The 12,354-nt window shown below is 46.9% G+C and carries 10 protein-coding genes, 2 tRNA genes and 1 other annotated feature; of the genes, 10 read left to right on the top strand and 2 right to left on the bottom strand.

The window, feature by feature from the left end:
• The first annotated feature begins 48 nt into the window (after positions 1-48).
• The 4 genes from AC3WU2_RS22000 (at position 49) to AC3WU2_RS21985 (ending at position 2,371) form a co-directional block, all read left to right on the top strand.
• A tRNA-Pro gene (locus AC3WU2_RS22000) sits at positions 49-125 on the top strand.
• 21 nt (positions 126-146) lie between these two features.
• Positions 147-220 (top strand) — tRNA-Gly (locus AC3WU2_RS21995).
• 1,330 nt (positions 221-1,550) lie between these two features.
• Complete coding sequence (locus AC3WU2_RS21990; protein ID WP_314585647.1) at positions 1,551-1,835, top strand: DUF4183 domain-containing protein; 285 nt, start codon at positions 1,551-1,553, stop codon at positions 1,833-1,835.
• A 122-nt stretch (positions 1,836-1,957) separates the two neighbouring features.
• Entirely contained in the window at positions 1,958-2,371 is a 414-nt protein-coding gene (locus AC3WU2_RS21985; protein ID WP_492457151.1) for a DUF4183 domain-containing protein, read from the top strand.
• A gap of 459 nt (positions 2,372-2,830) precedes the next feature.
• Here the strand turns inward: AC3WU2_RS21985 and AC3WU2_RS21980 are convergent, their stop codons facing one another.
• Both AC3WU2_RS21980 and AC3WU2_RS21975 read right to left on the bottom strand, forming a co-directional pair.
• Positions 2,831-3,169, bottom strand: a complete 339-nt coding sequence (locus AC3WU2_RS21980) for a YrdB family protein (RefSeq protein WP_492457150.1) — start codon at positions 3,167-3,169, stop codon at positions 2,831-2,833.
• A 26-nt stretch (positions 3,170-3,195) separates the two neighbouring features.
• The gene (locus tag AC3WU2_RS21975) at positions 3,196-3,375 is read right to left on the bottom strand and encodes a hypothetical protein (RefSeq protein ID WP_492457149.1); all 180 of its coding nucleotides are present in this window, start codon (positions 3,373-3,375) and stop codon (positions 3,196-3,198) included.
• 314 nt (positions 3,376-3,689) lie between these two features.
• Here AC3WU2_RS21975 and kduI point away from each other — a divergent pair, with 314 nt between their 5' ends.
• The 6 genes from kduI (at position 3,690) to zapA (ending at position 12,345) form a co-directional block, all read left to right on the top strand.
• Positions 3,690-4,523, top strand: a complete 834-nt coding sequence (gene kduI, locus AC3WU2_RS21970; RefSeq protein ID WP_492457148.1) for a 5-dehydro-4-deoxy-D-glucuronate isomerase — start codon at positions 3,690-3,692, stop codon at positions 4,521-4,523.
• Between the two features lie 61 nt (positions 4,524-4,584).
• Entirely contained in the window at positions 4,585-5,340 is a 756-nt protein-coding gene (locus AC3WU2_RS21965; RefSeq protein WP_492457147.1) for a DeoR/GlpR family DNA-binding transcription regulator, read from the top strand.
• A 19-nt stretch (positions 5,341-5,359) separates the two neighbouring features.
• The gene (gene kduD / locus AC3WU2_RS21960) at positions 5,360-6,112 is read left to right on the top strand and encodes a 2-dehydro-3-deoxy-D-gluconate 5-dehydrogenase KduD (protein ID WP_492457146.1); all 753 of its coding nucleotides are present in this window, start codon (positions 5,360-5,362) and stop codon (positions 6,110-6,112) included.
• Between the two features lie 53 nt (positions 6,113-6,165).
• Positions 6,166-6,436 (top strand) — a binding site (T-box leader).
• Positions 6,437-6,505: 69 nt separating this feature from the next.
• Positions 6,506-7,540, top strand: a complete 1,035-nt coding sequence (pheS, locus tag AC3WU2_RS21955) for a phenylalanine--tRNA ligase subunit alpha (RefSeq protein ID WP_379350978.1) — start codon at positions 6,506-6,508, stop codon at positions 7,538-7,540.
• A gap of 32 nt (positions 7,541-7,572) precedes the next feature.
• Positions 7,573-10,008, top strand: coding sequence for a phenylalanine--tRNA ligase subunit beta (pheT, locus tag AC3WU2_RS21950; protein WP_492457145.1), 2,436 nt, complete (start codon positions 7,573-7,575; stop codon positions 10,006-10,008).
• 93 nt (positions 10,009-10,101) lie between these two features.
• On the top strand, positions 10,102-12,345 hold the full coding sequence (gene zapA, locus AC3WU2_RS21945; RefSeq protein WP_492457144.1) for a cell division protein ZapA: 2,244 nt from the start codon (positions 10,102-10,104) through the stop codon (positions 12,343-12,345).
• The last annotated feature ends 9 nt before the right edge of the window (positions 12,346-12,354 follow it).

Raw genomic sequence — 12,354 nt, 5'->3', positions numbered from 1 at the left:
ATTATTACTTGTCGCCGCAATGGTGACATACTAGAAGCACCGCAGTATCGGGATGTAGCTCAGCTTGGTAGAGCACCTGGTTTGGGACCAGGGGGTCGCATGTTCAAATCGTGTCATCCCGACCATTTATCCTTTTTAAAGGTCGCGCGGGTGTAGTTCAATGGTAGAACTTTAGCCTTCCAAGCTAATAGCGTGGGTTCGATTCCCATCACCCGCTCCAGTATGATAATAAACAGCCACCGTGAGGTGGCTTTTTTAGTTTACTGGATCGGCTGTGTGGGAAGCGAAGCCACAAATGTGGGTTCGACCGTCTGTTAGTGAGATCGTGCGCACTGCACGATCGAGTCCAGACGAGCGTCCCGAAGCTGTTCGAGGCGGTCGAGATTTGAGGCTGACGAGACTGAGGGAGTATTCCCATCACCCGCTCCAGTAAAAAATTAAAAGTAGCCACCCTTTATGGGTGGCTTTTTGATTTTGGAGCGGCTGTGTGGGAAGCGAACCCACGGTAAGGGTTCGACCGTCGACTTCGTGACCGTGAATAGCGGTCACGGTGGACGAGCGTCAACACTTATATGATCGAGGAACGGATAGTTCTAAGGATCATTTGAGTTGAGTACCGTCTGTTAGTGAGATCGTGCGCACTGCACGATCGAGTCCAGGCGAGCGTCCCGAAGCTGTTCGAGGCAGCCGAAATTGGAGGCTGACGAGACGGAGGGAGTATTTCCATCACCCGCTCCAGTATGATAATAAGCAGCCACCCATTGGCTGGCTTTTTGATTTTGGAGCGGCAGTGTGGGAAGCGAAGCCACAAATGTGGGTTCGACCGTCGACTTCGTGACCGTGAATAGCGGTCACGGTGGACGAGCGTCAACACTTATATGATCGAGGAGCGGATAGTTCCGTGGATCATTCGAGTTGAGTACCGCCCTTAGGCGAGATCGTGCGAAATGCACGAGTGAACCAGGGCGAGCGTCCCGAAGCTGTTCGAGGCAGCCAAGATTTGAGGCTGACGAGACGGAGGGAGTATTCCCATCACCCGCTCCGATAAATCAATTACTTAATCCCTTGCGCCACAAGGGATTTTTTCTTGCGTTCTTTTCGACATGCGGTTAACTCCTTTTGCTACATGGGGCGGATCATGGTGCAATTTTTCTTTGTTTTGGATTTAGGGCTTCTAGGCGATCGACAGCTGCTCGACTGATCGAAGCTGACTCATGGGTATATATATCTGCTGTCGTTCCGATCTTAGTTATTGAGTACACGTTATGTGATGAAAATGAAGGCTGACCCCACTTTGTTTGGACAATTGTTACTGGTTATTTCACTATATTGAGATGAATACAAAGTACCCCGGATTACTCCGAGGCTTTTCATTTCTATATTATCTCTTATATGAATTCTCGCACACTATATATTAAATTACGCAAATTCCCCCTATGAAATACAGTGGCATCTCATTCATGACTTGCATTAACTATAATATACAATTCTAGTGAAAGTTTTTTCATCTGAAGGATTGTAAAAATAATTGAATGGGAGGTGTTTGAATAATGGCAATTATTAAACCATTTATTGCGAGTAGAAGATTTGAATCAACAATAGGGTCAGGAACAGGAACGGGGGCGACATTTGCGATTGCAGCTACAACATTTACAGATGATGCTGGAGTGGCTGCAACGGCATTTCCTGCCTCGCCTTCTTACTACAACCTTTTTATTAATGGTGTGCTCCAACTGGGTAATACTTCAACAGCGACAACTACAACGTTGACTATCCCAGGCGGGGACGCTCTTGATCCAGCAACGCCAGTAACGGTAGAATTTGTTGTGAATTAATGTAGGACAAGCGCTATTCTAGGGGGATTGCCCCCTAGAACAGCCTTTATTTTCTATAACAGGACCATGGACAGGCAATAATACATAGCATGTTTTATAAGCAGCAGGAGGTGATCGTAAAGATGAACGAGATTGGTGGTGTAATTCGGGTTATTTCAAGACCATGGACACGAAAATACGGTGAATCAGCTTCCATTTTACCCAGATATTCTGTATTTCCTCCTCAAGATTGTTCTATCTTATTCCCTAGTAGACCATCTCCGCCAACAAGCAATGTTCTCAAAGTGGAGACATTCCAATACATTACGATATCTGATGGAGTTAAGAATACTTACACCAATCAGGATGGATTGATTCAGTTTGGGAGTAGTGTAATACTGAACCCGAATACTGTATCTTACATGAATTTATTTATTAACGGAATACTACAGCCCACTAATGTTTATCAAGTATCTGAAGGACTCTTGACAATAGATGGAGTTCAAGAGAATGGAGTCCCTATCACTTTGCAATTTATTAGGATCTTTTCTAATTAACATGGACTAGAGCCTATTATAGTGCCTCGCCGACCGACATACCCACTCTTATGTCCAAGTATGATCATGACCACTATACCTTGGCGAAGATCTTTATATTTCATGGCTACCGATTTGGCTTTTTTTGACTTCTATTTTCATCGAAATTGAGAGACTTTCAATTTCTTCCCCTCACCACCTATCCTGTATTATTGCACGATAGGCCCAACTTTTGGTGCAATTTCTGCGCTATCCTGTATAAATAGCACGATAGCACCCTCAATACAATACGCTCGAATCCGCACGCTTTCGACCAAAGTTCATGCAAATATCTACGATAGGAGCTCGACCATAGCATTTACGGCCTCCTATCCTGCAAAAATACAGGATAGTGAACGAACATGAATCGTAATAAACAAGAAAAGCTACCCCCACGGGATAGCTTCCTAATCATTCTTTCACAATTCCCCTCACATGCCCCTACTGCTCCCACACAACCATCAACACCCGATTTACGACGACGAGAATCGCAAACCACAACGCCCAGCCCGATCTACCCGCCGCATATAATGCGAGCGCAGCGATCGCGAAGATCGCAAGCGCAAGTAACTCCTTGTAGAACGCAGGAAGAACATAAGTTGCTTTCGGAGCGACGAACAATCCCCATACAAAAGCCACGATGACGGGTGTGCCGATACCTAAGATGATTTTAATGAGCCACCCGGTATTTCGAGTGAATCCCCAATACCCTAGTGCTGCGAGTGCGCAGAGCTCCAAGAGAAAAGCGAGCGCAAGGTTTGCATTTTTCAAGATCAGCACGATCCATCACCCAGCCTTCTGATTGTTTACAAAAATTTGCGTTCGATATCTGCAAAAAACGTTTCAGCAAGTTGCAGGAAATCATCCTTACTTAATTTTATTTCGTCATCAAGATTATATTTCAAAATCGATTTGTTCGGCTTGTACTTTATTGTCTTATCCGCCTTCATCCGATTGCTGTTCTCCATCATGAAATTGCAGTGCATACGAGCCTCATTCAGAGGGTTCCCGTCCTGCTGCACGTTTTGGCGGCAGTCATCGATCTAGTCTTGGAATATTTATTTATCGATAGTATAGAGAATATTCCTTTCCACGGTAAAGCTAATATGAGATTCCAACGGTTTCGTTCCAATTCCATCGTCTGGTTCTCAATATTACTTATATCCCTAACCCTCCTCGTCTCTTTAGGCAATGGCGGTGTATTTTGTGTTCATTTCAGTTCATTTAAATAAATAATATATACATAAACGAACAAATGAACTATAATGAACGAAAATACGATAAATTGGAGTTGATCCTGATGGAAGTCCGTTATGCGTCCCACCCGAATGAAGTGAAGCAATTTGATACCGATCGTTTGCGTCAAGAATTCTTAATCGAGACGTTATTTGCCCCAGGCCAATTGAATCTTGTCTATTCGCATGTAGATCGCTTTATTGTGGGCGGCGTTGTTCCGACGAAAGAGCCAGTAAAGCTCGAAGCCGATGCGAAGGATATGGGAACGGAATACTTTCTCGAACGCCGCGAGATCGGGATCATCAACATTGGTCCGGCGGGCGTGATTACGGTCGATGGTGAACGTTATGAAATGCAGACCAAAGATTGCTTATATATCGGTCTTGGCGCGAAGGAAGTCTTATTCGAAAGTGTTGATGAGGCAGCGCCAGCACGGTTCTACTTGAACTCAACGCCAGCTCATCAACATTACCCGACAGTCAAATCGGCGCTCGAAGAAGCCTCCCCGAATCACCTCGGAAGTATTACGAGCTCGAATGAACGTACGATTTATCGCTTCATCCATCAGAATGGGGTGAAAAGCTGTCAGCTTGTCATGGGGATGACGCTGCTCAAGCCGGGCAACATGTGGAATACGATGCCTTGCCATACGCATAACCGTCGTTCTGAAGTGTACCTGTATTTTGATATGCCGCAAGATGGTGTTGTTTTCCATATGATGGGTGAGCCGGATGAGACACGCCATGTGGTGATGCGTAATGAACAGGCGATTATCTCGCCAAGCTGGTCGATTCATAGCGGTGTAGGAACGAACAACTATACATTCATCTGGGGCATGGCGGGTGAGAACCAGACGTTCGAAGATATGGACGCGGTCGCGATGCAGGATCTGAGATAACACGCCTTTGGCTGTGGTACAATGAGTGCCTATACTTTAGGGATTGGATGGTAGGGAACGAATGAACAGTATTTTGCGGCATGAAAAAATTATGGAAATATTGCTCTCGCAGCGCGAAGTGTCTGTGAATGAACTCAGTGATCAGCTGCAGGTGACAGGCAAGACGATTCGCGAGGATCTCAGCAAGCTGGAGGAACAAGGGCTGCTGGTCCGTGTCCATGGGGGAGCCATGCTGAAGCATCAAGATCAATTCGGGATGCTGTCTGTTCATGAACCGATCATGCAACATCGGGAAGACAAGACTTCAATTGCCGAGCGGGCACTGAAATATATTGAGCAGGATGAAGTAATTGCACTAGACGGGGGAAGCACGACCCTTGAAATCGCCAAATTACTTGAGAATCGGCCGTACACGGTCATTACGAATGACCTTCATATTATCGGCGTGCTAACGGCCAAGGATCAAATTCGTCTCGTCGTCCCTGGGGGATATCGTGTTCGAAATATGTTGACGGGCGCAGAAGCGATCGAATATATGCGGAAGTTGAATGTGCAGACAGCGTTTATTTCAGCGACAGGGATTCATTTAGAACAAGGCTTGTCCGTGTTTACTGGGGATTTTATTGAGATGAAAAGAGCCATGCTGGAAATGGCACAGAAAGTATATGCGGTGGTCGACCATTCGAAGTTCGATCGGAGTGCGCTTCGAACGGTGGCGTCGATTCAAGAGTTAGATGGTATTATTACTGACGAGAAGTTATCTGAGGAAATTTATCTGAAATATCAGCAAGCCGGTGTCATGATAGATCGATCTTGAGAGAGGGCGTGTCATTCGGATGGGAAGTTTTGAATTGCAAGGTAAAACAGCGCTCGTGACAGGCGTCTCCGGCGGGCTTGGAAGAGCGATGGCGCTGGGTCTGGCGGAAGCAGGTGCTGACATCATCGCGGTATCTTATTCGGATGCGAGCGAGACGATGAAGTCGATTGAGAAGCTGGGTCGTAGAACTGCTTTTATCCAAGCTGATTTGAGCCAGCATGAAGTACTGGACAACGTTGTAAGGCAAGCGATTGAAGCTTTTGGCGGCGTAGATATTCTGGTGAACAATGCAGGGATCATTCGTAGGACACCTGCAGCGCAGCACAGCTGGGAAGATTGGCAAGCGGTACTTGATCTGAACTTGAATACCGTATTCTACCTCTGTCAGCAGGTTGGCAGACATATGATTGAACGCGGGAGCGGGAAGATTATCAATATCGCGTCGATGTTAACTTTTCAAGGTGGAATTAATGTGCCTGGATATACAGCGAGTAAGCATGCAGTGGCGGGGGTTACGAAGGCGCTGGCGAACGAATGGGCATCCAAAGGCGTGCAGGTGAACGCGATCGCACCAGGCTATATGGAGACCGACAATACGGCACAAATTCGTGCAGATCAGAATCGATTCCAGTCGATTTCCGATCGGATTCCAGCAGGGCGCTGGGGGACACCTGAGGACCTGAAGGGGCCGATTGTTTTCCTCGCCTCAAGGGCATCGGACTACGTGAACGGTCATGTGCTTTGTGTCGATGGCGGATGGTTAGTGCGATAGCTTGCAACAAAGCACTTTTTTGCATATAATATAACCTGATTGTTGAATGAATGTGAAATGCGATGATAGAGACAAGTACGCAGTACCTCTAGACCAGGGAGGAGATGCCGAAGATTGAGAGCATCTCTGTAGAGATAGGCTGCCGAAATTCACTCTTGAGCAGTTCTTTGAACGACAGGCTTAATCCTAGTTCAGTAGAAGATACCGGCTTCGAACCGTTATTCGATGAGTGAGAGAATATCCGAATGCATGAATGCATCACGCATCGCATGTGTATGAGGTGTTGTCTAACAAGGGTGGTACCACGGTCTTTTCGTCCCTTACGGGAGAGAAGGCCTTTTTTTGTTGGTTAGGTATATTAACTATTTCTATAAGGGGGTCAACCTGATGTTGATGAAAGAACGCTTAGAGGAACTCAAGGAAATCGCAGTATCTGCGCTGTCTAAAGTGTTGGACCCGCAAGAGCTAAACGATCTGCGCGTCAAATACCTGGGTAAAAAAGGTGAGCTCACTGAAGTGCTGCGCGGCATGGGAAGCCTGAGTGCAGAAGAACGCCCGGTTATCGGGCAAGTAGCCAATGAAGTGCGTGGTGCGATCGAAGGATTGATCACGAATCTGCAAGAGAAATTCCGTGCAGAAGAAACGGCACAACGACTGGCAGCAGAGACGATTGACGTGACTTTACCGGGTCGTCCGATGAATGCAGGTGCATTGCATCCGCTTCATAAAGTCATTCAAGATATTGAAGATATTTTCATCGGGATGGGCTATGAAATTGCGGAAGGCCCTGAAGTGGAGAATGATTTCTACAACTTCGAAGCCTTGAACTTGCCGAAGAACCATCCAGCGCGCGATATGCAGGATTCGTTCTATGTGACGGATGAAATTCTAATGCGTACACAGACTTCACCAGTTCAAATTCGTACGATGCAAGCGAAAAAGGGCCAAGGTCCGATCAAAATCATCTGCCCGGGTAAAGTATTCCGCCGCGATGATGACGATGCGACGCATTCGTTCCAGTTCTACCAAATGGAAGGTCTTGTGGTCGACAAAAACATTCGCATGAGCGACTTAAAAGGGACGCTTTTGCAATTCGTGCAGCAAATGTACGGTAAAGATACGCAAATTCGCCTGCGTCCGAGCTTCTTCCCGTTCACAGAGCCTAGTGCGGAAGTTGACGTGACTTGCGTGACTTGTGGCGGCGATGGATGCCGCATTTGTAAACATACAGGCTGGCTGGAAATTCTAGGATCAGGTATGGTGCATCCGGAAGTATTGCGTATGGGCGGCTACGACCCTGAAGAATATTCAGGCTTCGCGTTTGGCCTTGGCATTGACCGGATTGCGATGTTGAGATACGGCATTGACGATATCCGTCATTTATATACGAATGATTTGCGCTTCTTGAAGCAATTTTCACGGATTTAACACTTTAACAAGAATAAGGAAGTGAATGAGCGATGAGAGTATCCTACCAATGGTTAACGGATTATATCGATCTTAGTGATCTGACTGCGGAGCAAGTCGCAGATAAAATTAGATACGCAGGTATCGAAATCGATGTTGTAGAGAACCGGAATAAAGGTGTTAACAAAGTCGTTGTCGGCTATGTGGAGACGAAGGAAAAACATCCGGATGCGGATAAATTGAACGTTTGTACCGTCAATGTCGGCGAAGAAGAATTGCTGCAAATCGTATGCGGTGCGAAAAATGTGGACGCAGGCCAGAAGGTTCCTATTGCACTTGTTGGTGCAGTAATGCCTGGCGGCATGGAAATCAAAAAAGCGAAGCTGCGCGGCGTAGCATCGCACGGAATGATCTGCTCGGCGAAAGAGCTTGGCCTTAATGACAAACTGCTCCCAAAAGAGCAGCAAGAAGGTATCTTGGTCTTACCTGAAGCAACACCAGTTGGAACGCCAATTGTGGACGTGCTTGCAATCGATGACCATGTACTTGAACTGGATCTAACGCCAAACCGTTCGGATTGCTTGAGTATGCTGGGTGCAGCATACGAAGTAGCCGCGATTCTCGGCCGTGAAGTCAAATTGCCGAAAGCAGACGTGGATGCCGTATCTTCGAATGCGCAAGCGAAAGATCATGTGGAAGTGAGCATTACAGCAACGGAATTGTGCAGCCATTACGCTGCTCGTTATATCAGTGGTGTGAAGATCGGTCCATCCCCGCAATGGATGCAGAACCGTTTGATGGCGGCTGGTGTACGTCCAATCAACAATATTGTTGATATTACGAACTACGTCATGCTCGAATACGGACAGCCGTTACATGCCTTTGATGCCGACAAACTCGCAGGCGGCAAAGTTGGCGTTCGTCTTGCGAATGAAGGCGAAGTGCTCGTGACGCTTGACGATCAAGAGCGTAAGCTCGAGCCTTCTATGCTGCTCATTACAGATGGCGAGAACAAGGCTATTGGTATTGCTGGTGTCATGGGTGGAGCAAACTCGGAAGTCTCTGCTGAGACAGTGAATATTATTCTTGAATCTGCGAAATTTGACGGCGGTTCGGTTCGTAAGGCATCACGCTCATTAGGCTTGCGTTCAGAAGCAAGCATTCGGTTCGAGAAGGAAGTGAACCCGGAAGCGGTCATTCCAGCATTGAATCGTGCAGCGGCACTCATGGCAGAATGTGCAGGCGGAACGGTTGCGCGAGGGATCGTCGAATCTGTTGTGAGCATGTCGGAGCCTGCGGTGGTAACATTATCACTTGCCAAAGTAAATCGTTACCTAGGCACATCCCTATCCGCAGAAGAAGTGAAAGCGATCTTCGATCGTCTTCAATTTGCATATACAGAACAAGGCGATATCGTTACCGTATCGGTACCAAAACGCCGCGGCGATATTACAGTCGATGTTGATCTCATCGAAGAAGTGGCTCGTCTATACGGCTACGATAATATCCCGACGACATTGATCGAAGGCGCAACGACACCAGGCGGATACACGAAATCGCAAAAGATCCGTCGCGAATTGCGTCAATTGCTAACAAGCATGGGATTGTATGAGGTTGTGAACTATTCATTCACGCATCCAGCTCAAAATGAGTTGTTCGGCGGCTTAACGGTAGGATCCAAAGCGGTAGCCCTGTCCATGCCGATGAGTGAAGAGCGCAGTGTACTTCGTACGAGTATCGTGCCGAGCTTGCTTGAGAATGCAGCTTACAACCGAAACCGGAAGACAGAAGATGTTGCCATCTTCGAAGTTGCGAACCTCTATTCGACGGATGAAGAGACATTAACGGAGTTGCCGAGTGAGCAGCCGATGTTCGGTCTATTGCTTGCAGGGAACCGTCAATCCGCACAATGGAATCTGAAAGCCCTGAAATACGATTTCTATGATGCGAAAGGTGTACTGGAAGCGATCTTTACTTACATTGGCGTTGACCAACAAGTTCGTTATGTTTCCGATCAGCCACAAGGCTACCATCCGGGCCGTTCGGCATCGATCTATCTTGGCGAGCAACGGATCGGCGCAATTGGTCAAGTTCATCCGGAGATTCAACAGAATAAAGATTTGGATGACACGTATATCGCTGAATTGCAGCTTGCACCTCTTTATGAAGCAGCTGATTTCAAAGTGACGTATAAATCATTGCCTCGTTTCCCTGCAGTAGAACGTGATATTGCAGTTGTTGTGGCAACAGAAGTTGCTGTTGGCGATATGGTCTCAGCGGCTCGTGAAGAAGCATCGGAATTGCTAGAGTCTATCCAAGTGTTCGACATCTATATGGGTGAGAAGCTTGGCGCAGGCAAGAAAAGTGTGGCGATCTCGCTTGTGTATCGTAATTTAGAGCGTACGTTGACAGATGAAGAAGTGACAGAAGTACACGGTAAGGTGGTAAGCCGCCTGGAACAATCTTTTGAGGCGGAATTAAGAAAATAGCAGGAAATACGAACAGTCACATCGAATGTAATCAGAGGAATCGGTGTGGCTGTTTTTTTTTTGTACAAAAAGATGATAAGGAGGGCAACGACCATGACTACTGAGGATCGTACCCGCGTTACCGTAGAAATCTACGGAGCACAATACAAACTTGTCGGAACCTCTAGTAAAGACTTCGTTAAAACGGTGGCGGACTACGTCAATGAACATATGGTTGAAATTGCAAAAGGAAATCCAAGACTTGATGTTCCTCGGATCGCTGTTCTTGCTGCGGTACATATGGCGGAACAACTGATGGACGCACGTCGTCATCAGGAGAATATTAATAAAATCAAAGCGGATCACGATAAAATTCAGGCGGAATTGCACCGTAATCGCGCTGAACAGGCTGTCCAGCAGGAACAAGCACAGAAGCAACTGGAAGATCAGAAGCAGCAGGTGCAAGAGAAATTGAAATTGATTGATGAGCAGAAGGCTCAGATGACGAAGCTGAATACGGAGCATCAAGAACAGCTGACGCAGGTTGAGCTCAAGCATCAAGAGCAATTGAAGCAGCTGGGTGTTGAACGACAGAAAGAGCTCTCGCAATTAGAGTCCAAATATAAGAATGAATCCGCTCAGCGTGAAGCACAGCTCAAGGATCAGGCTGCGAAGGCTGAAAGTGTACATAAAGAGCAGTTGGCTCAGCTAGAGACAAAACAGAATTATCAATTATCGTCCCTTCAAGGGCAATGGAATGCAGCAAAGAAGGAAGCAGGCGATCTTCGTTCGCAATTGGGACAAACGGTGCAGCGTGAACAGGCGCTGAAGTCGAGTGAAGGGAAACTGAAAGAGCAAATTACACAACTTGAGAAGCAGCTTGACTCCGTGAAAATCGGTACGGATAAGCAGTTGAATGATGTTAAAGCGCAAGCAGCACACCAGCTGCAAGAAGCCAATGCAGAAGCTGTGAAACAGCTGGAAGAAGCGAAAGCAGAATCCGAGAATCAGATCGCAGAAGTGAAGGCACAAGCCGAGAAACAAATTACAGAGGTTAAGGCGAATGCGGTTCAAGCCAGAACAACTGCAGAGAAGCAATTGGCGGAGTTGAAGTTGAAGTACGAAGCAGAGTTTACGACGATGAAAGAGCAGCTTGAGAAGCAGCTAACTGAAGTGAAGTCGCAGCATGAACAGCAAAAATCCCAATCCGATCAGCGCCTTGCCGCGCTCAAATCACAGTTCGAAGAGCAATTCGAAACGATGAAGGCGCAGCTTGAACTGCAGCTTGCTGATGCGCATACCCAATCCGAACAGCAGCTTACGGCATTGAAATTACAGTCGGAGCAGGAGCTTGCCGAGCTGATGGAACAATATGAGCTGCAGCAGCAAGCTGCAGAACAACAGTACCATCGTGAAATCGCAGCAGCGAAGCAGGACTCTACTGCTCAGTATAAGCAGCTCCAACAGAAGTCTGAAGAGGAGCTTGCGGAATTGATGCTGCAAGCGGAACAAGAGCTTACGGAATATAAACTTCTCTCGGAGCAAGAATTGTCCGAAATGAAGCAACAATATGAGCAGGAGCTCGCAGATCTGAAGGAAAAATCCCAGAAAGATCTCTTACATGTGAAGTTGAACGCGGAAGTTGAGCTGGAGGATACGAAGTCCTATTATGACGAGTTGATCCAAGAAGAGAAGCTGCAGATGGAAGAACAACTTGCGGCAATTCAAGCTAAGGTTATGGAACTCGAAGCGGGTCTATCAGCGAAGCAGCAGGACATGAAGCAATTGCAAGCGCAAATTTATGATCTGGAAGAGCGAGAGAATACAATTCGAGCATCGGAGAGTGAGTTAGCAGCGCGCAACAGCTTGCTAGAGCAAGAACTGGAGAATGAGAAGTCTAAGTTAACCGAAGAACAGCTTCAATTCGAGCAGCTTCTAGAAGAACTCACACCGCTTAAGGAATTGAATGCCCAGTTGGCTGCGACCAATGAAGAGCTTGCCGTTACAGCAGAGCGGATTCGATCGGATAAGGATCAGCTTGAACTAGATCAGCTGCAATGGCTAGATGAACGTGACGGACTGAAGGAGAAGCTTAACCAAGTGCAAGAGAAAACTCGTACTGCTGTGGAACGCAGCGAGCTGCTCGAGCGGTCGTTGAACGAAGCTTATGATGAGCTGAGTGTTCTGAAAGAACAATTCGAAGTAGTTTCCCATCAATATCGTTTACTGCAATCCGAACGCGAGCTTGGTGCGGATCAAGAGAGCAAAGTCGCAGAAGAATATCGTAAACTACAGGAAGAGTACGCGAAGCTCCAACAAGAATATAATGAGTGGATCGAACTCATTGATCAGAACTAACAGGATGGA

It is taken from the genome of Paenibacillus sp. EB106-05-06-XG162, from assembly GCF_058791655.1.
This window is presented reverse-complemented; position numbering and strand designations above follow the sequence as displayed.

Coding starts and splice junctions, on each gene's coding strand:
- pheS (WP_379350978.1), top strand. CDS start 6,506: ATGAAAGAACGCTTAGAGGAACTCAAGGAAATCGCAGTATCTGCGCTG.
- zapA (WP_492457144.1), top strand. CDS start 10,102: ATGACTACTGAGGATCGTACCCGCGTTACCGTAGAAATCTACGGAGCA.
- AC3WU2_RS21975 (WP_492457149.1), bottom strand. CDS start 3,375: ATGCACTGCAATTTCATGATGGAGAACAGCAATCGGATGAAGGCGGAT.
- kduI (WP_492457148.1), top strand. CDS start 3,690: ATGGAAGTCCGTTATGCGTCCCACCCGAATGAAGTGAAGCAATTTGAT.
- AC3WU2_RS21985 (WP_492457151.1), top strand. CDS start 1,958: ATGAACGAGATTGGTGGTGTAATTCGGGTTATTTCAAGACCATGGACA.
- AC3WU2_RS21965 (WP_492457147.1), top strand. CDS start 4,585: ATGAACAGTATTTTGCGGCATGAAAAAATTATGGAAATATTGCTCTCG.
- pheT (WP_492457145.1), top strand. CDS start 7,573: ATGAGAGTATCCTACCAATGGTTAACGGATTATATCGATCTTAGTGAT.
- kduD (WP_492457146.1), top strand. CDS start 5,360: ATGGGAAGTTTTGAATTGCAAGGTAAAACAGCGCTCGTGACAGGCGTC.
- AC3WU2_RS21990 (WP_314585647.1), top strand. CDS start 1,551: ATGGCAATTATTAAACCATTTATTGCGAGTAGAAGATTTGAATCAACA.